Source organism: Mesorhizobium sp. M0587, from assembly GCF_040320945.1.
GTDB lineage: Bacteria > Pseudomonadota > Alphaproteobacteria > Rhizobiales > Rhizobiaceae > Mesorhizobium.
This window is the reverse complement of the sequence record NZ_JAMYQP010000005.1, coordinates 222203-241207: the sequence shown is the minus strand read 5'-3', so window position 1 is coordinate 241207 and position 19005 is coordinate 222203. Positions and strand designations below refer to the sequence as shown.

The 19005-nt window shown below is 62.7% G+C and carries 16 protein-coding genes, 1 tRNA gene and 1 pseudogene; 13 read left to right on the top strand and 5 right to left on the bottom strand.

Annotation, left to right across the window (positions count from 1 at the left end):
- The first annotated feature begins 66 nt into the window (after positions 1-66).
- Entirely contained in the window at positions 67-489 is a 423-nt protein-coding gene (locus NKI49_RS07145) for a VOC family protein (protein WP_352607748.1), read from the top strand.
- A gap of 16 nt (positions 490-505) precedes the next feature.
- Here NKI49_RS07145 and NKI49_RS07140 read toward each other — a convergent pair whose 3' ends face one another.
- Complete coding sequence (locus NKI49_RS07140) at positions 506-1453, bottom strand: S1C family serine protease (protein WP_352607744.1); 948 nt, start codon at positions 1451-1453, stop codon at positions 506-508.
- Positions 1454-1620: 167 nt separating this feature from the next.
- On the opposite strand from NKI49_RS07140, the gene NKI49_RS07135 reads away from it, so the two are divergent.
- Together NKI49_RS07135 and NKI49_RS07130 are read left to right on the top strand one after the other, a co-directional pair.
- The gene (locus tag NKI49_RS07135; protein ID WP_352607741.1) at positions 1621-2493 is read left to right on the top strand and encodes a S1C family serine protease; all 873 of its coding nucleotides are present in this window, start codon (positions 1621-1623) and stop codon (positions 2491-2493) included.
- 8 nt (positions 2494-2501) lie between these two features.
- Entirely contained in the window at positions 2502-3131 is a 630-nt protein-coding gene (locus NKI49_RS07130) for a helix-turn-helix transcriptional regulator (protein ID WP_352695585.1), read from the top strand.
- A gap of 6 nt (positions 3132-3137) precedes the next feature.
- Here the strand turns inward: NKI49_RS07130 and NKI49_RS07125 are convergent, their stop codons facing one another.
- Together NKI49_RS07125 and NKI49_RS07120 are read right to left on the bottom strand one after the other, a co-directional pair.
- Positions 3138-3527 (bottom strand): type II toxin-antitoxin system VapC family toxin, encoded by a 390-nt coding sequence (locus tag NKI49_RS07125; RefSeq protein ID WP_352607735.1) that lies wholly within the window; start codon positions 3525-3527, stop codon positions 3138-3140.
- Positions 3524-3790 carry a type II toxin-antitoxin system VapB family antitoxin gene (locus tag NKI49_RS07120; protein ID WP_352607732.1) on the bottom strand — a complete coding sequence of 89 codons (267 nt, stop codon included), beginning with the start codon at positions 3788-3790 and terminating at the stop codon, positions 3524-3526. The genes NKI49_RS07125 and NKI49_RS07120 overlap by 4 nt, the downstream gene beginning before the upstream one ends.
- A 180-nt stretch (positions 3791-3970) precedes the next feature.
- Between NKI49_RS07120 and NKI49_RS07115 the strand changes: the two genes are divergently transcribed.
- On the top strand, positions 3971-4837 hold the full coding sequence (locus NKI49_RS07115) for an SDR family oxidoreductase (protein WP_352607729.1): 867 nt from the start codon (positions 3971-3973) through the stop codon (positions 4835-4837).
- A 312-nt stretch (positions 4838-5149) separates the two neighbouring features.
- Here NKI49_RS07115 and NKI49_RS07110 read toward each other — a convergent pair whose 3' ends face one another.
- The gene (locus NKI49_RS07110) at positions 5150-7051 is read right to left on the bottom strand and encodes an OmpA family protein (protein ID WP_352695583.1); all 1902 of its coding nucleotides are present in this window, start codon (positions 7049-7051) and stop codon (positions 5150-5152) included.
- Positions 7052-7334: 283 nt separating this feature from the next.
- On the opposite strand from NKI49_RS07110, the gene NKI49_RS07105 reads away from it, so the two are divergent.
- Positions 7335-7781, top strand: coding sequence for a YcgN family cysteine cluster protein (locus NKI49_RS07105; RefSeq protein WP_027026793.1), 447 nt, complete (start codon positions 7335-7337; stop codon positions 7779-7781).
- 273 nt (positions 7782-8054) lie between these two features.
- Positions 8055-8440: pseudogene (locus NKI49_RS07100) on the top strand (hypothetical protein).
- A gap of 180 nt (positions 8441-8620) precedes the next feature.
- Here the strand turns inward: NKI49_RS07100 and NKI49_RS07095 are convergent.
- Positions 8621-9328, bottom strand: coding sequence for an SIMPL domain-containing protein (locus tag NKI49_RS07095; RefSeq protein ID WP_352606231.1), 708 nt, complete (start codon positions 9326-9328; stop codon positions 8621-8623).
- A gap of 134 nt (positions 9329-9462) precedes the next feature.
- Between NKI49_RS07095 and NKI49_RS07090 the strand changes: the two genes are divergently transcribed.
- The 7 genes from NKI49_RS07090 to NKI49_RS07060 all read left to right on the top strand — a co-directional run bounded on the left by NKI49_RS07090 (position 9463) and on the right by NKI49_RS07060 (position 19000).
- Positions 9463-9538 (top strand) — tRNA-Ile (locus NKI49_RS07090).
- 932 nt (positions 9539-10470) lie between these two features.
- Positions 10471-11823, top strand: coding sequence for a phospholipase D-like domain-containing protein (locus tag NKI49_RS07085; protein WP_352606233.1), 1353 nt, complete (start codon positions 10471-10473; stop codon positions 11821-11823).
- 497 nt (positions 11824-12320) lie between these two features.
- A complete protein-coding gene (locus NKI49_RS07080) occupies positions 12321-13352 on the top strand; it encodes an HlyD family secretion protein (protein ID WP_352606235.1) in 1032 nt (343 codons plus the stop codon).
- Positions 13349-16069 (top strand): ribosome-associated ATPase/putative transporter RbbA, encoded by a 2721-nt coding sequence (gene rbbA, locus NKI49_RS07075; protein ID WP_352606237.1) that lies wholly within the window; start codon positions 13349-13351, stop codon positions 16067-16069. The genes NKI49_RS07080 and rbbA overlap by 4 nt, the downstream gene beginning before the upstream one ends.
- A gap of 1 nt (position 16070) precedes the next feature.
- Entirely contained in the window at positions 16071-17192 is a 1122-nt protein-coding gene (locus NKI49_RS07070; protein WP_352606239.1) for an ABC transporter permease, read from the top strand.
- Between the two features lie 174 nt (positions 17193-17366).
- Positions 17367-17648, top strand: coding sequence for a metal-sensing transcriptional repressor (locus NKI49_RS07065; RefSeq protein WP_352606241.1), 282 nt, complete (start codon positions 17367-17369; stop codon positions 17646-17648).
- A gap of 5 nt (positions 17649-17653) precedes the next feature.
- Positions 17654-19000, top strand: coding sequence for a cation diffusion facilitator family transporter (locus tag NKI49_RS07060; protein ID WP_352606243.1), 1347 nt, complete (start codon positions 17654-17656; stop codon positions 18998-19000).
- Positions 19001-19005: the final 5 nt, after the last annotated feature.

Sequence of the window (19005 nt, the reverse complement as noted above, 5' to 3'; positions counted from 1 at the left end):
ACATGCAGCCTGTATGTTAATTCGATCTACATGCAGACTGTATGTTGGTTGATGGGAGAAGGAAAGATGAAGACCACGAGCTACTATCCGGTGCTGATGACCGGAGACGTCGCCGGCACGACAGCATTCTATGTCGAGCACTTCGGGTTCCGGCCGCTGTTCGAAAGCGACTGGTACGTGCATCTGCAATCGGTGGACAACAGACGCGTCAATCTCGGCATCGTCCAGGGCGACCACGAGACCATTCCGGAACAGGGGCGGGGCCGCACCTCGGGCCTGCTGATCAATTTCGAGGTTCGCGATGCGGATACGGTTTATGAGCGGGTGCTGGCCGCAGGCCTGCCGATCCTGCGGTCGCTGCGCGACGAGCCCTTCGGCCAGCGCCATTTCATCACCAGGGATCCGAACGGCGTGCTGATCGACGTAGTCAAGCCGATCCGGCCCAGCGCGGAATTCCTGGCGCAATATGCGGACGGCGCGGCTGGTTAGTCCCGTGCGATAGATGTCAGCTGCGCGCCACCGGCGTCACCGTCACCTGGCTGATGCCGGTGCGGCGCACGACGGTGCACAGCGTCTCGCGGCCGATGCGCTCGGCGTCAAGCAATCGTACCAGGTCGTCGACGCCGGTGACCGGGCGGCCGTCGATGGCGGCGATGATGTCGCCTTCCCTGAGTCCGGCCTGGACCGCCGGGCCGTCTTTCTCGACGCTGCGCAACCGCACAGCGGTGCTGGTCGACACTTGCGATAGAAGGGCGGCGCGGCGCGGCAAGTTGACGGTGTCGGCCGAGACGCCGATGAAGGCGCGGCGCACGCGGCCAAAGCGGATGATCTCCGAAATGACGAAGTTGGCGGTGTTGGACGCGACGGCGAAGGCGATGCCTTGCGCGCCGTGGATCATGGCGGTGTTGACGCCGATGACCTCGCCCGCCGACGACACCAGCGGCCCGCCGGAATTGCCGGGGTTGAGCGCGGCATCGGTCTGGATGACATCGTCGATCAGCCGGCCGGTCGAGGCGCGCATCGAGCGGCCGAGGGCCGAGACGACGCCGGACGTGACGGTCCATTCGAAGCCCAGAGGATTGCCGATGGCGATCGCGATCTGGCCGCGCCGCAGCCGCTTGGAATCGCCGAGCGGCGCCACATCGGCGAAGCTGCCGTCGGCACGCACCAGCGCGATGTCGGTGTCGGGATCGCGGCCGAGGACGTGGCCCTCCCGCGAGGCGCCGTCCGGCATCGACACACGCACCGTTTTAGCATCGCCCACCACGTGAAAGTTGGTGATGACCAGCCCGTCCGGCGTAATGACGAAACCTGAACCATGGCCGCCCTGGCCACCGATACGCTCGATGCGGCAGACGGCCGGACCGATGCGGTCGACCGCGTCGGCCACCGTCATTGAATAGGTATCGAGCAGCGTGTCATCTGATTGGAATTTCGTGGCGGCGAGGGCCATGGCGGGCTCCGTGTCATCAGGCATGAGGATGACTATATGTGCGGAGCAGCTACAACCGCCGCGACCTGACCAGATGGCAGTCAAACCAGCAACTAGCCGTCAGGCGAGTACCTTCGGGCGCGCTGTCGAGCGATATCTGGGGCATGAAAAAAACCCAGGAGACCGATATGACCGATTTCAACCTGAGTGCGTTTTCCGAAGCCATCGCCGATCTTGCCGCCAAGGCAGCGCCGGCGACGGCAAGCTTCGCCACGCATCATCACCGCACGGCAAGCGCGTTCTACTGGCGCGACGGCTATTTCGTCACCGCCGAGGAGGCTGTCGAGGCCGGCGAGGAGATCGAACTGACGCTGGCCTCAGGCGAGACGGTGAAGGCCGAGCTTGTTGGCCGCGATCCCTCGACCGGGGTGGCCCTGCTGAAGCCGGCGACTGCCGTCACCGCCGCGCCGCTCGCAAAGGCGGATGCGGTGCGGCCCGGCAACATCGCCATCGCGATCGGCAACAGCGACGGTTCCGCTCTGGCCGTCTCGGGCTCGGTTGGCGAGGTCGGCCCGGCCTGGCGCTCGATGCGCGGCGGCACTATCGACCGGCGCATCAATCTGGCCGTCGGCGCCGGCGGCCGCTTCGAGGGCGGCCCGGTGCTCGACGTCAAGGGTGCGCTGATCGGCATGCTTCTGTTCGGGCCGCGTCACCGGGCGCTGGTCATGCCTTACGAGACGATCGAGCGGGCGGTCGCGACCTTGCGCGACAAGGGCCATGTCGCGCGCGGCTATCTCGGTGCCGGCTTGCATCCGGTGCGCGACCGCGACGCACGAGGCGCTATGGTCATGAGCCTTGACGAGGATGGCCCGGCCAAGGCCGCCGGCCTTTCCCTCGGCGACATCATCGTGGCATGGAACGGCGAGGCGGTGCTTGGCCCGCGCGACCTGATCCGCAGGCTCGGCCCCGACAGCGCCGGTGCTCCGGTGACGCTCGGTGTGGTGCGCGGCGGCGAACAGCGCGACGTCGCGCTGACGGTCGGCGAAAAGCCGCTTTCCTGAGAGGATCGATGGACAGGCTCGCCAGCGACCGGATCATTGGTGACGGTGCCGCCTCGCGGCGGCTGGTGGTGTTGATTGCGCTTGGCGACGCGTCGCGCGCCGAGCGCTTGGCCGCCTCGCTTGCCCAGAGCGACGACCTGTTGCCGGTCCTGGCCGGGGCCGCCGACGTTGCCATCATCGACGACAGGAGCGGTGATGCCGTGCCCGCCGCCATTCCACGAGTGCTGTTGTCGGCGCGCGCCACCGATGAGCGGCCCACCGGCGAGGTGCTGGCCATAATGCCTGCCGGCGCGGATGATCTTTTGCTCGCCGCGGCGGTGCGGTTGGCCGCGGCCGGCTATAGCGTGTCGGGCGACGGCGGCCGCGGGCGACACGACGATTTCCGTGCCGGGGAAGGCGAGCCGTTCGAGGATGAGGCTTCCGACGAGCACGCCGCCCGCCCGGCGCTGTCGCCGCGCGAAGCGGAAGTGTTGGCGCTGCTGGCCGAGGGCGCGCCCAACAAGGTGATCGCGCGGCGGCTGAATATTTCCGTGCACACGGCGAAATTCCACGTCGCCGCGATCCTGATCAAGCTCGGAGCTGCCAATCGCACCGATGCGATTGCCATCGCCATGCGGCAGGGGCTGGTGCTGGTCTGATATCGATCATACAGCCGATTCAATATCGGTCAGCCGGAAATCGTTACTCTTGAACAGCAGCGGCATGGCTTCCAGGCGCGCCGTGGCATAGGCGATGCAGTCGCCGAAGTTCAGCGCCGCCGGATGCCGGCCCTTGCCGTAGCGCAGGAAGGCCTGACGGGCGACGGCAGCATGGTCGGCTGTGAACGGGATCGTCTCGATCGAGGCGGTGCGCAGGAAGTCGTCGAGGCGATCCAGGATTTCATCCTGCCAGCCGCCTGCAAGCACCATCGTCGTTTCAAGAAAGGTCGGCGCCGCCAGCAGCCGTCTCTTGGCTTGCGCGGTCGCCTGCACGAGACGCTCGTGGCCTGGCTCCGCACGCAGAATGGCGACAAGGGCCGAGGAATCGATGATCATTTCGTCGGGATTCCGAACTCATCGTAACCGAGGACTTCGACGTCGGTCATCGCATTTTTGCGTTTGGGGACATTTCCGGCACTGTCGGAGATCGCCATCAGTCGCTGAAACAGGTCGCTGGCGTCGTCGCGCGGCACCAGCCGTTCGCGTGCGACCTCGCGCTCGAGGCTCTGGCGGATCGCCTCCGTTACCGACACGCGGCGGCGGCGGGCGAGCTCCCGCGCCAATTGTTCGACTTCCATGTTCTTGATCGACAGCGCCATTCTATAATCTACCTGTTTTTATAGAATATAGATAGCGTGCCCGATAAGTCCGACAAGTTTCGAGCGGAGACCTGCGCCGGCCTCCGCTACGTCACCATGGCCTCGCACTGCAAGCTCTTGTATCGGGCAGCGGCGCGGGCAAGGATCGCGTGGAAGAGGCACAGACGACGCGGAGGAAAAATGTCGCTCAAGGGAAAGACGCTGTTCATCTCCGGCGGATCGCGTGGCATCGGGCTGGCGATCGCGTTGCGCGCCGCGCGCGACGGCGCCAATGTGACGATCGCCGCCAAGACCGCCGAGCCGCATCCGAAGCTGCCGGGCACGATCTACACCGCGGCTGAAGAGATCGAGCAGGCCGGCGGCAAGGCGCTGCCGGTGCTGTGCGACATCCGCGAGGAGGCGCAGGTGGCCGAGGCTGTTGCCAAGACCGTGGAAAAGTTTGGCGGCATCGATATCTGCGTCAACAATGCTAGCGCCATCCAGCTCACCGGCACGCTGGAAACCGACATGAAGCGCTACGACCTGATGCATCAGATCAACACGCGCGGCACATTCCTCGTCTCCAAAATGTGCATTCCGCACCTGAAGTTGGCCGGGAATGCTCACATCCTGAATCTGGCACCGCCGCTCGACATGAAGGCCAAATGGTTCAAGAATCACGTTGCCTACACGATGGCCAAGTTCGGCATATCGATGTGCACGCTGGGCATGAGCGCGGAGTTCGCCAAAGACGGCATCGCCGTCAACTCGCTGTGGCCGATCTCGACCATCGACACGGCCGCGGTGCGCAACCTGTTGGGTGGTGCGACGGTAGCGGCGATGAGCCGTTCCCCCGACATCATGGCCGATGCCGCGCACGCCATCTTCATGCGGCCGTCGCGCGAGGCGACTGGCAATTTCTACATCGACGAAGAGGTGCTGCGCGCCGAGGGCGTCAGCGATTTTTCAGCCTATGCGCCAGGAGCATCCGGGCCGCTGGCCGGCGACTTTTTTGTGCCGGACGAAGTGTTTGCTCGGACGGAGACCAGCATCAAGAGCATCTACTGACGGGGATCGCGCCGCCGCCGCCTCGTTCGGTCAGCTCGCCCCTTTTTGCAAGATAAAGTTTGCAAGCAAAAAGCCCCGCCGGAGAGGGCCGGCGGGGCTCAATGCGTCCCGCTGGAGTCGGGACGGGGCAGGGAACGCCCAGTCCTGAATCTGGGGTAGGCCACCTCGCGTTTCAATGAGCGGGGCCTAATGCCAGGACAATTCTTGTTGAACCGGACCGTTGCCCACAGGTGCGCCGATCCCGGCTTGCCGGGATGGGCCTTTCCTGCCGACCTGATTCCAGAGGCCCCCTCAAGCCTCTGGAAAAGCAGATCAATTGTTGCTGGCAACCGGCGCCACCAGCGGAGTAATGCGGCGGATGGCGACGCGTCGGTTCTCACGATTGGGCGCCGAGGTGTTGACCTTCAGATACTGCTCGCCATAGCCCTGCGTCGTCAGGTTCTCAGGCGGAATGCCGAAGGCGTTGGTCAGCGCTTCGGCGACCGCTTCGGCGCGGCGGTCCGACAGAGCGAGGTTCGCCTCCGGCGTGCCGACGGCGTCGGTGTGGCCTTCGATCAGGAAGGTCTCCGCCGGGTTCTTCTTCAACAGCTTCTCCATCGCGCTGGCGACACCCTCCAGCTTCTGCACCTCGGTGTCGGAAATCGAGGACGAGCCGAATTCGAAGTTCAGCGTGTCGAGATCGATGCGCCGCGCAATGTCGCGAACGCGAGCCGAGCGCTTGACCTCGTCGATCGAATAGAGGCGCTGGACCCTTTCCACCGGCGGCTGTTCGAGGAAGGTATAGTAGTCGTCCGGGCTTTCGACCTCCTCGGAATCGAGGATGTATTCCCGGCGCGGGATGGTTAGCCGCATCGGCGGCAGGTCGTCGCCCGGATCGCGCCAGTCGTCCTCGTCCTGATAGTCGCGCTCGTCGACATAGCTCAGGACGTATTCGCGCCCGTCGGACGTGATGCGCGAACGCTGGATGACGTCGCCATAGCGGTTGCGGATGGTGACGATCCGGATGCCGTTGTCGCGTTCCACCGTCTCGCGCGAGCGGCCTTCCGGCAGATCCTCATAGTAGACTTCCCTGGCACCGCGGGTCATGCGCGGGGCATCATTGCTCTGGACGAATGTCTCGTTATTGAGCTGGATGATAACGCGGTCGCCGATCTCCTTAAGCACGTCGACACCCTTCGGGCGGCGGCGGTCGCGGATGTTCTCGTTGGGCGCACGTTCGACCCGCTGGCCCTTTTCCTGCGTCGCCGGGACGATCTTCTCGGGCTTGATCTCCTGCTGGGCGGCTCTGTCGTCGGTTGGAGGCGGGCCTTGTTCGACGGGGGCGGTCATGGGCTTGCGGCTCTGATCGGCGCCTTGCTGGGCGTTTTGCCCACCATTCTGCTGCTCGCCATTTTGATTGGCGGGTCTCCTGCCGCCCTGGCCGTTCTCACCGCGGCCCTTGCGCACAGCCTCCTTCTGGCTGTCGAGGATCGGGGCAGCGTTCTTATCGGCGGGTGCCTCGCCCTGTACGGGATTTTCACCTTCGACGGGCGCTGCCTTGCTACTTGCGGCCGGCTGTTCGCCGGCTGCCGGTTGTTCACCCGTCGCGGGCTGTTCGCCAGTCGCAGGCTGCTCGCCGGCGGGTTTGCGACCGCGCTTTTTCGTCTTGTCCTGAGGCTGCTCGCCTTGCGCCGCGGGTTGTTCGGCGGCGGGAGCTTCCTTCGGTGTCGGGACGGCTTCCGGCGCAGCGGGCGCCTGTTCGGTGGGCGAGGCCTCCTGTTGGCCTTGCTTGAGCTTCCTGCGCGGATTGGCTTCCGGCTGGTTGTCGTTGGCCGGTGCCGGCGCCTGTTCGGTCTGCTGTTGCTGGTCGCGCTTCTTCCTGCGCGGTTGCTGCTCCTCGGCGGCCGGTGCGGCCTGCTCGGCCGGCGCCTGCTCGGTCTGCTGCTGGTTGCGTTTCTTCCTGCGCGGTTGCTGCTCCTCGGCGGCCGGTGCGGCCTGCTCGGCTGGCGCCTGCTCGGTCTGCTGTTGCTGTTCGCGCTTTTTCTTGCGCGGCAACTCCTGTTCGGTCGGCTGTCCGTCCTCGGCGGGCGCGTCCTGCGCCAGGACCAGCGGTGTCGCTCCGCGTTGCATAGGGCCGAACGCGGCGCTTCCCTGAAGCGGGGACGCGCCCAACGGCGCGGATGCCATCAGCAGGCCAAGTGCGGTGCCTGCCAAAATCCGTGGTTGGCGTTTCATCGAATTTCTCCTTGTGGGGTCCCATCCTTGCCCAAACCTTCATCAATCACATTGGTTCCGGTTTGCGGGCATTACCGGCAACGAAGGACGATTGGCCGGCGTTTTGAAGGCGACTTCATGTTTTTCCTATGGTGCGGCGGCGCAAGAGCGGCTCTCCGTTCCGCGGAAACGTCAAATCGCTCTCTCGATTTCGGACGGAAAACCGATTCACGCTTCCTGAATTGCTCTTGCTGTCATCGAGGTGCTTGACCTTGGCCCAGGCGAGGGCCACATCATCGGCGCAATGGAAAAGCCGTTCTGGAAAGCCAAGACGCTGGAGGCGATGAGCCCGGCCGAGTGGGAGTCGTTGTGCGACGGCTGCGGCAAATGCTGCTTGTCCAAGCTCGAGGACGAGGATACCGGCGAGATCTACTGGACCAGTGTCGGCTGCCGGCTGTTCGACGCGCAGACCTGCCGCTGCTCGGATTATGCCAACCGGCTGGCGCGCGTTCCCGACTGCGTCGGATTGACGCCGCAGAATGTGGGCACCATCAGCTGGCTGCCCAGCACCTGCGCCTACCGGCTGGTGGCCGAGGGCCGCGATCTCTACTGGTGGCACCGGCTGGTTTCGGGCAGTGCCGAGACCGTGCACGAGGCCGGAATTTCGATGCGCGGCCGGGTCAAGGCGAGCGAGACCGAGCTGGCCGAGCCGGAAGACTATTTTGACTATATGCTCGACGACGAGCCATAGGATTCGCGCCAGCGCGGCGAGCCTGCGGGATGAAGGCTTGTCCAGAACGGCCGTATCGCGGCTCGGGGCGCGGGCACCCGGCGCCGGCGCAATGCGTTCGGCCGGACGTTGTTCGAGCAGACGGCAAAATGAAGGGGGCCGGCAATTTTCCCTTTTCCTGCCACATGAACCGTGGATGAACGGCGAGTTCGTAAATAGTTCAGGCAGGCTGGCGCATTCTCCCACCATCGGTTCACGAGGACGGGCGAAAGCCCGCAACAAGGAGAGAAGACCATGTTCAACATTGTGAAGACGGCGGCCCTTTCGGCCCTGGTCGGCCTCGGCACGCTGGCGGCCATGCCCGTCCATGCCGACAGCCTGTATCTCGGATTCGGCAACAACAACGACCCGCGCTTCGGCGTCTATGCCGGCGACGACGGCTATCGCCATCGCCGTGACGAGCGCCGCGACGACTGGCGCCGCGACGACTGGCGCGACGCCGGCTGGCGCCGGGGCTGTTCGCCCGACCGCGCCCTCGACAAGGCCGAGCGCATGGGGCGCACCGCGTCCGCATCGCCGACGTCAACCGCCGCACGGTCAAGGTGATGGGCCGCCAGGACGGCGATCGTGTCGTGGTCGTGTTCGCCAACGAGCGCGGCTGTCCAGTTATCTATCGCTAATGCCTTGCAAGAAGGCGCATCATCTTCTCTGGAGATGAGCCTGGAGTAGCGGAGCCCCTGTCACAATCGGACGGGTGCGGCTCGAAAAAAACCCGCGGGAGCGATCCCGCGGGGTTTTTCATGCCTGCGCTGTCGGATGATCGTGGGCCGGATGGAGCCCGGCCATGATCGCCGAACCGGTTACTTCAATTCGAAGGTAACGGTGACCTGGACGTTGTAGGAATTCTCGCCGGCCTGCACCGGAGCCGCGCGGGCCGCGTCGAAGGCCTTGGCGTTGATCGGCATCGGCGTTGGCACGATGTTCTGGTCCGTTATTTCGAGCACCCGACCGAGGCTGACGCCGGCGGCTTCAGCCAGCGTTTTGGCCTTGGCCTTGGCGTCGGCGACCGCCTTCTTGCGGGCTTCGGTAACGGTGGCCGCCGGGTCGTCATTGGTGAAGGCGATGCCGCCGCCCTGGTTGACGCCGAGCGACACAGCCTTGTCGAGGATATCGCCGGTCTTGTCGACGTCGCGCACGCGCACCGATAGCGTGTTGGTCACCTGGTAGGCGACGAGTTCGGCCTCCTGGCTGCCGTCCGGCTTGTTGGTGTAGTTGTAGCGCGGGTTGATCTGGATGCCGGCGGTCTGCAGGTCTCGGTCCTTGACGCCGGCCGACTTCACCGCCGCGATCACGGCGGCCATGGCGTCGCTGTTGGCGTCGAGTGCGGCGCGCGCGGTCTTGGCTTCGCGCATGACGCTCAGCGTCAGGATCGCCAGATCGGGCGCCACGGTCGCTTCGCCTTCGCCCGACACGACGATGCGGGGCGGCGTCGGCAGATCGGCGGCCCCAGCCAGCGCCGGAAAAGCGAACGCGGCGGCGAGCGCGAGGGGCAAAAAGTGTCTGGTCATGAAAATCTCCTTGGTCCGCGATCAAGTCGCAAGGGTCGCGTAGGGCGCGATTATGGATTGATTTGGGCGATCTCCAAAAGCCCGTCGGGAAAGCCTTGTGCCGCGATGGGAAAAACATTAATCCAGCCGGCGTGGGGCCTGTAGCTCAATGGTCAGAGCCGGCGGCTCATAACCGCTTGGTTGGGGGTTCGAGTCCCTCCGGGCCCACCATTATCGTTATTTGTCAATGGCTTACTGAAGGTCCGCCAAGCGGTGATTTGCGGGCGACGTCACGTTGTCTGCAAATAAACGTGCTGAGACCTGGAGCCGCTAATGTCACTATCTGCGTCCGTTACCGCCGGAGGACCCGGAAAGACTGCCGGACTCGCTAGAGTGCTATTGGTGCGTTTGTTGTGGACGATGTCGAGGGTGAATTTCTGGCGGTCCACAGGGCCGCAGCGGATTGGGTGGCGAACACCGTCAACAATATCGCGACGAGAACCCTTCGAAGCATGACGCCCCCCAAACGCAACTCTGCCACTGCCACCTTATCTGTCGCATCAGGAGAACGATGGTCGTTATCGCTGCTGAGATGTTTATTCCCGATATAGAGGGTTGGGCCTTTATCCAGATGCTACGCAAATTTTCAACGACCAGAAATCTTGTCCTAAGTCATTCATTAGAAGCTAGAGAAAAGCATTCTCATGTCATTATTATAAAACAGTCAAGGCTTCTTCAACTGCGTTAGGAGAGTTTTGATCAAAAATGATTGCTCAGGAGGAAGCGCTTGCCGGCTTTCTTGACTATAGCGCCATGGGGGCGATTCCGGGGCTCTCGTCGTGGACCAAAGTAGCGGTGCCGTCTTCTACGTACGTCCTATACCCGTTGGCCTCCATTTTGCTGGGTCACCTAAAGGTAGCGTGTTCACGCCGATCCCGCCTGCCGTGATGTCCTTGTGCCCTACGCTGAATTTGAGCGGGCTTTTCATGATGTTGGCTTGAGGCACGATATCATGGGTTGTGGTTGTGTACGTCGAACCAGGCAAATCGCATGACTTGCCAACAACTCTGACGACCAATCATGAAGGAAAGCCGGTCGACGTGCCGGTCGTCATCGAAAATTCGGAGCCGTTTGAGGCACAATGAAGCAGATTGGGGGATGCCATGCCGACCTACGTCCTGAAGACTCGCATGCCGGCCTTGGCCGCCGCGCAGGCGGTCGCCGAGCAGACCATAATCGAAATCGCTGTTCCAGAAATGGTGCCGCGAAGCTGCCGCCTCGAAGGCTATGACAAGCGCGACATACCCACCTTCCAGGTGAACAAGCAAATTATCGCATACGCTTCGCCCGACTCGACTTTTGCGGTGACAAAGAAGCTGCTCGAAAGCGCACAGACGTCGATCCTGATCGGCATCTACGATTTCACAGCTTCCTACATGGAAGATCTCTTGCTTGCAGCGCTTGCGCGTAAAGTGAAGGTGTCGCTCATGCTCGACATCGACACCAAGATCGAGAGCGATATGTTTGATCGTCTCGTGCAGATGGGAGTGCGAGGAGTGTCGGCGCCGTCATGCGCGAATCCGACCGTGCACGTGTTCAGTTCTTCGCATGAAAAGGTTATTGTCATCGATGACGAGTGGGTGCTGGTGCAAAGCGGCAACTACAGTTCCAACAGCATCCCGATGAATGTCGAGGATGGCCAGGCGACCGCCCATTTCCGGACTGGGAACCGCGACACCGGTCTTGCTATCAAGTCGACCGAACTAGCGAAATTTTTCACCGACATCCTTGAGTCCGACATGGCTCTGGTTGAGGCAGTGCCTGAAATGTTGCGACGGCCGGTCGATGACGGATTTTTTCTGATAGAAGCGGCACCGAAGCATATCCCCGCAGAGATATTCCCGAGCGAGGAATTCCAGCTTGACGGCGAGTTGACGATCCAGCCAGTGTTGAGCCCCGATAATTATATGGATGTAATGCCTGCTCTTATCGCCAAGGCGCGAAAATCTATTCTGATCGAGCAGCAGTATATCAGATCGTCACAGCCGCTTGTAGGCAAGCTTCTCGCCGCGATTGCCAAGGCGCGCGATACGGCTCCCGACCTCGACATACGCATCGTTTTGGGCAAGCTGTTCAGCAAGAGCGACATCGTAAAGGAAAAGAAAAACCTGGAGAATCTTGCTGACGAGTACGGCCTGAAGCTGGCCGACAACATTCGCTACATTAACACGGATGAATTCGTCCACTGCCACAATAAGTTGATCGTGGTCGACGGTAAGAGCCTACTTGTGAGTTCGCAGAACTGGTCGGACGCGGCGGTATCGAAAAACCGCGAAGCGGGCGTGTGGCTGACACATCCGGGCATCGCTGAGTATTTCACCAAGATATTTGAAAACGACTGGGCAAGTGCCTTCCAGGAACTTCCAGCCGTCCCCGATACGGAGGTAATGACGCCTGAGGCGCTTGGCGAAGGCGGCTATATCCGGATAGATCGCGGCGACTACGAAGAGGTCTGAGACGTACTAAGCGTAGGTCGCGACCAATAAGTCGATTGGCAAAATGGGAGGGTTGGGGCTCTGCCACGGCGCAACGACCGGTTCTTGATCTCTACCTTACCTCAACCGCGGTTGCCCATCCCGCGCAGCGGGTGACGGCGACGGTGATCATCGACCGCCCAAAGCGACCGGAGACGCTCCACATCGAATCGGTCGCCGACAATCATCATCGCCTTGAGAGCACAGTGGCGCCCGCTGAACCGCATGAGTTCCAGGCAAGATTGTCCACAGGCATGATGCCGCGAACAGCGGAGAGGCGGCAGGTGGCATATCGCCAGGACGAGATTGAGCTGCCAACGGCGAACCTCCCTGTCGCCCGGTTCAATTCCATTCGAGGGCCGACATAAAGGACCATTGGCTGCGTATGATCTGCGTCAAAGTGGGATCCATGGCGCTGCGATAGTGGTGTGGGGCCGGGACATGTTCTTTCCCGGTCAAACATTCGCTGGAGCTGTCTTTTGGCGCATTTTCGTTCATCCCTTTTCGCCGCCGCCTTGACGATAAGCGTCACCTTGAGCGCTGGACCTGTTTTTCCCGCCGATCAGCCGAGCTTCAGCGACAGGATTCATACGCTGTGGGATCGGCTGGGAGGCGAGCAGCTCCCCGCCAACATTGCCATGACCAACGGACGCATCGAGGCGGAGGAAGTGCTGGTTTCGGCCAAGCTTGCCGGTCGCGTCTCGGACGTTATGGTGGACGAGGGCCAGACCGTCGACGCCGCTACCGCGGTGGCACGCATGGATACGGCCGATCTGCGGGCCCAGATGGCCGGCGCGCAAGCGCAGGTCCGCCGGGCTGAAAAGTCAGCAGCCGAAGCGGAAGCTCTGATCGCGCAGCGCTATAGCGAGCTTGTGCTCGCCCAGCAAGAGTATGACCGCGCATCCACGTTGAACGCGCGCGGCTATGGCAGCGGGCAGGTTCTCGATCTGCGCAAAAGCCAGTTCACAGCGGCGCAGGCCGCACGCATCGCTGCCGAAGCAGGACTGGACGAGGCACATGCGGCAACCGACGCGTCGCGCGCCGACGTTGCCCGTATTCAATCCTCGCTCGACGACTCGCTCTTGACGGCCCCGCGACGGGGGCGGGTGGAATACAAGCTCGTTCAGTCGGGCGAGGTGGTCGCCGCCGGCGCACCGATCGTCACGCTGCTCGATCTGTCGAACGTCTACATGACCGTTTTCCTGCCGGCGCAGACCGTTGGCCGCCTTGCGATCGGTGATGAGGCGCGGATCATCCTCGATCCTGCCCCCGAATATGTGATTCCGGCCACGGTTTCGTTCGTGGCGTCCGACGCACAGTTCACGCCCAAGACCGTGGAGACCCAGGACGAGCGCGAGAAGCTGATGTTCCGCGTCAAGCTGCAGATCGCTTCGAGCCTGCTCAAGCAATATGAGTCGCGAGTGAAGATCGGCGTGCGGGGCGTGTCCTACGTGCGGACAGATCAGACAGCGGCCTGGCCCACCGAGCTTGCCGTGAAGCTTCCGCAATGAGCGGTGCCGTTCTCGAATTCCGGCATGTCGTTCACCGCTACGGCAAGACGCTGGCGCTTGACAATGTCGACATGGTCATCCCCGCGGGTTCCATGGCCGGTCTTATCGGTCCGGATGGCGTGGGCAAGTCGACCTTGCTCGGAATTGCCGCCGGTGTCACTCGGGTTCAGCAAGGACAGGTCCGTGTGCTCGGCGGTGACATGACGGTTGCGGGCGAGCGCCGTTCGGTCGGCGCACGCATTGCCTATATGCCGCAGGGGCTCGGCCGCAATCTCTACCCCACGCTCGGCGTCGCAGAAAACCTCGACTTCTTCGGCCGGCTGTTCGGGCAGGGGAGCGCACAGCGCCATGCTCACATCGACGAGCTTCTCGCCGCCACCGGCCTCGCCGCGTTCCGCGACCGGCCGGTCGGCAAGCTCTCGGGTGGAATGAAGCAGAAGCTCGGCATCTGCGCGGCCCTGATCCACGATCCCGACCTGCTCATCCTCGACGAGCCAACGACCGGTATCGACCCGCTATCGCGCCGCCAGTTCTGGGACCTTATCGCTCGCATGCGTGAGCGTCGCCCGGGCATGAGCGTTCTTGTCGCGACGGCCTACATGGAAGAGGCCGAGCGCTTCGACTGGCTGGCCGCCATGCATGGCGGCCAGGTGATCGCGACCGGCAGTCCGGCTGAAATCCGGGAAAAGGCCGGGGAGGCGACGCTGGAGCGCGCCTTCGTCGCGCTCATGCCGAAAGAGGTGCGCCAGACCGATACGCCTTTGCTGGTCACGCCGCGCATCCTCCACGACGGTGTTCCCGCGATCCAGGCGGATGGTCTCACCCGCCGCTTCGGTGCCTTTACGGCCGTCGATCATGTCAGCTTCCGTATCGAGAAGGGCGAGATTTTCGGTTTCCTCGGTTCCAACGGCAGCGGCAAGAGCACGACCATGAAGATGCTGACTGGTCTCCTGCCCACCACCGAGGGCAAGGCCGCGCTTTTTGGCCAGCCGCTCAACGCGGGCGACATGGAGACCCGACGGCGCGTCGGCTACATGTCGCAATCCTTCTCGCTCTATGGTGAACTGACCGTGCGGCAGAATCTCGTGCTGCACGCGCAATTGTTCGGCATCACGCACAAAGAGATCGAGCCGCGCATTGAAGAGATGCTGGACCGTTTCGATCTTGGCAACGTCGCCGACAGCAAGCCGGAAAGCCTGCCACTCGGCATCCGCCAGCGCCTGCAGCTTGCGGTCGCCGTCATCCACAGACCCGAGGTGCTCATCCTCGACGAGCCGACCTCCGGCGTCGATCCGGTCGCCCGCGACGGCTTCTGGCGCTTTCTCATCGCGCTGTCGCGCGAGGACGGCGTCACCATCTTCCTATCCACCCACTTCATGAACGAGGCGGAACGCTGTGACCGCATCTCCTTGATGCACGAGGGCAAGGTGCTGGCGCTCGGCAGTCCGGCCGAGTTGAAAAAGCAACGCGGGAAGGAGACGCTGGAGGACGTCTTCGTCGCGGTGCTCGAAGAGGCGGGGATGGGCAGTGACGCCGGACAGGCGACGTTGTCCGTGCCCGCCATCCAGGAGAAGGCTTCGAAGCCAAAGGCTGTCGATCCGCGCCGGATTTGGGCCTATGCATGGCGAGAGACGCTGGAAGTCCTGCGGGATCCGGCGCGTCTGGTCTTTGCTTTTCTCGGACCGGCACTTTTGCTGCTGACCTTCGGCTACGGTATCTCCTTCGATGTCGAGCATCTGCCTTTTGCCGCCCTTGACCAAGACCAGACGGCGCAGAGCCGGCAACTGCTGGAGAGTTTCCAAGGCTCGCGCTATTTCGAGGAGCAACCGCCCATCACGTCGCCGGACGATATGGAGGCGCGACTTAGAAGCGGCGAACTGAAGCTCGCCGTCGAGGTGCCGCCGAACTTCGGCCGGGATCTGCTGCGCCAGCGACAACCCGAAGTCGCGGTCTGGCTGGACGGGGCCATGCCTTTCCGCGCGGAAACCGCGCGCGGTTATGTCACCGGTCTGGCGATGAGCTACCTTGCGGACGGCGCCATGCGCCGCGATGGCAGGGCTGTCTCGCCCTATCCGATCGATATCGAGCCGCGCTTTCGCTACAATCAGGCGTTCAAGAGCGTGAACGCCATCGTGCCCAGCGTCATCGTGCTGATGCTGGTGCTGATCCCGGCCATCATGACCGCCATCGGCATCGTCAAGGAGAAGGAGACCGGCTCGATCGCCAATTTCCGGGCCACTCCCGTCACCCGGATCGAATTCCTGCTCGGCAAGCAGCTTCCCTATGTCGTGATCGCGTTCCTGAGCTTTCTTTCGCTCGTGATCCTTGCCCGGCTCGTCTTCGGCGTGCCGCTCAAGGGTTCGTTTGTCATGCTCGCCGCCGGTTCGCTGGCCTATGTTCTCGCTACCACCGGCTTCGGCCTTTTCGTGTCGAGCTTCGTGAAAAGCCAAGTTGCCGCTATTTTCGCAACCGCGATCATCGCCATGATTCCGGCAGTCAACTTTTCCGGCCTGCTGGTACCCGTCTCGTCGCTTTCGGGCAGCGGGCGCCTGCTCGGCCTTGCCTTCCCGGCCGCTTGGTATCAGCCGATCAGCGTCGGCGTCTTCGCCAAGGGGCTCGGCTTCGCGGATTTGTGGTTTGATCTCGCCGTGCTCGTCCTTTTCGGCCTCGGGTTCATCACTGCTTCGGTCGTCGCACTGCGCAAACAGGGAGCCTGACATGGCCGCGTCCCCGGTCACAATCTTACGCCTTGGCATCAAGGAACTCCGCAGCCTGTGGTCCGATCCGGTCCTGATGCTGCTGATCGTCTACACCTTCACCTTCGCCATCTACGCCGTCTCGACGGGTGCGAAATTCGAGGTCGAGAACGCGTCCGTTGCGGTCGTCGACGAAGACCATTCCATGCTTTCCGCCCGCCTGCACGATGCGCTGCTGAAGCCCTTCTTCAAGGAGCCTGTGCTGATCGATGCCGACGAGGTCGACCAGGCGATGGATTCCGGGCGCTTCGTCTTCGTCGTCGAGATTCCGCCCAAATTCGAGCAGGACGTGATTGCCCGGCGGCATCCCGAGATCGGCCTCGACATCGACGCCACCGCCATGTCGCAGGCCGGCAATGGCGCCTCCTATATCCAGAACATTCTCCTTCAAGAGGTGCTTGCCGCAATGCCCACTACAGTACAGGCCGAGCCGATCGACCTCGTGATGCGCGCCAAGTTCAATCCCAATCTCAAATCCGATTGGTTTACCGCCGTCATGCAGGTGATCAACAATATCACCATGCTGTCGGTGATCCTGGCGGGTGCGGCCCTCATCCGCGAGCGGGAACATGGCACGATCGAACATCTTCTCGTCATGCCGGTCAGGCCGATCGAGATCATGCTCGCCAAGATTTGGGCAAATGGACTGGTGATCGTAGTGGCCGCTATCTTCTCACTGTTGGTCGTCGTCGAGCGTCTTCTGGGCGTCCCGGTGGCGGGTTCGCTGCCGCTCTTCGTGAGCGCCGCCGTGCTCTATCTCTTCTCGACCACCGCGCTCGGCATCCTCATCGCCACGGTCTCGACCTCCATGGCACAGTTCGGCCTGATCGTCATGCCGGTGCTTATCGTCATGAACCTTCTGTCCGGCAGCACGACGCCCATGGAGAGCATGCCGGCCTGGCTTCAGGAGGCGATGATGGCTTCGCCGTCGCCGCATTTCGTCGCCCTGTCGCAGGCGGTCCTTTATCGTGGCGCCCGCCTTGCAATCGTCTGGCCGCAGATGGCAGCACTCGCCATCATAGGCTTCACGTTTGTCGTGCTCGCCTCGTTGCGCTTCCGCAAGGCTCTGCTCAGCATGCAGTGACAGCCGGCTCCGCATGACCGGGCCGGCGCTGGTCAATCACCCGAAAAGAAAAACCCGGCGACTGACCCCGGAAGTTGGACATCCATTTTCGGAGTTCAGTGTCACGACTCTTGCGTCGGATCGAATAGGCATGAGGAGACTTGCATATCCCCTCCAGGAGGATAGTATCAAGTTATGAATGGCCAGCCCCACATCCACGAAACCCATCCCGATATCGTCAAGCGCCTGAAACGAGCCGATGGACATCTCAAGGGCGTCATCGAAATGATCGAAGCGGGCCGGCCCTGCCTCGACCTCGCCCAACAGCTTCATGCTGTCGAGAAGGCCATTTCGCAAGCCAAGAAAACCCTGATCCAGGATCATCTCAACCACTGCCTTGAAGACGTCGTCGGGCCGCTGGCGCGCGAACAGCGCCGCTCGATCGACGAGTTCAAGGTCATCACCAAGTACCTGTGAAAACCATGAGGGACGAAATTCGCGATTGGTTCGGGTTTGGCCCGATGACGCGTGGCATGGGCGGCCATGGACATGATCACGGTGATGGCGGCCATGGCGGCCATGGCCACACACACGGCGTCATCGATCCGACGATCGCGACGACGACGCGCGGCATCTGGGCGATCAAATGGTCGTTCGTCATTCTGGCCATCACGGCGGCGCTTCAACTCGTGGTCGTGTTCCTCTCCGGCAGCGTAGCGCTGCTGGCCGACACGATCCACAATGTCGGCGACGCGGTCACCGCCATACCGCTATGGATCGCGTTCGTGCTGGCCCGCCGCAAACCGAGCAAGACGTTCACCTACGGGCTGGGCCGGGTCGAGGATCTGGCCGGAATCGTCATCGTTCTCATCATCCTCTTCAGCGCCATCGTCGCCGGCTATGAAGCGATCGACCGGTTGATCAATCCGAAGCCCATCACACTTCTTGGCTGGGTCGCCATCGCCGGCCTAATCGGTTTCATCGGCAACGAAGCGGTCGCCGTATTTCGTATCCGCGTCGGGCGAGAGATCAACAGCGCTGCGCTGATCGCGGACGGCTACCATGCTCGCACCGACGGCTTTACCAGTCTGGCGGTCGTGCTGGGCGCTATTGGCGTATGGCTGGGCTTTCCGCTTGCCGATCCGATCATCGGGCTGCTGATCACCGTGGCGATCTTCGCTATCGTCTGGCAGTCGTCGAAAGCGGTCCTCACGCGCATGCTCGATGGTGTCGAGCCCGGCATCATTGACGAAATCCATCATGCCGCCGAGCACGTGTCGGGCATCGGGCGCGTTGAAAGCGTGCAGGCGCGCTGGATCGGACATCGTCTGCATGCCGACGTCGCCATCAGTGTTCCGGAGATGGCGACGGCCAAGGACGTGCTGGGCGTAACCGAAGCCCTCAAGGAGGAGTTGTTCGCCCACTTGCCGGCGTTGGCGGAAGCCAATGTCCGCTTGGTGAGCTTGGCCAGGCCGGCCGTCACTGGCGCGGAAGCCACTCATGCTCACCATCATGCGCCGGAGCCCTTCAAGGTGGCCTGCGATCTGGCTGAAGGGAGGTTGGAAATCGTCGACACGGCGGCCGGCGAGCGGATGCGGCTGACCATCGATCGTCACGCCGACGATTTGACGGCGACGGTGATCATCGACCGGCCCGGCGGGCCGGAGACGCTTCGCCTCGAACCCGTCGCTGACAACCATCACCGCCTTGAGAGCACGGTCGCCCCGGCCGAGCCGCATGAGTTCCAGGCGAGGTTGGTGCTGACCGCGAAGGGTAGCGAGCAGGTGCTGCCGTTCAAGATGGTCGAACCCGAAGGTCACCATCATTAGGTCGA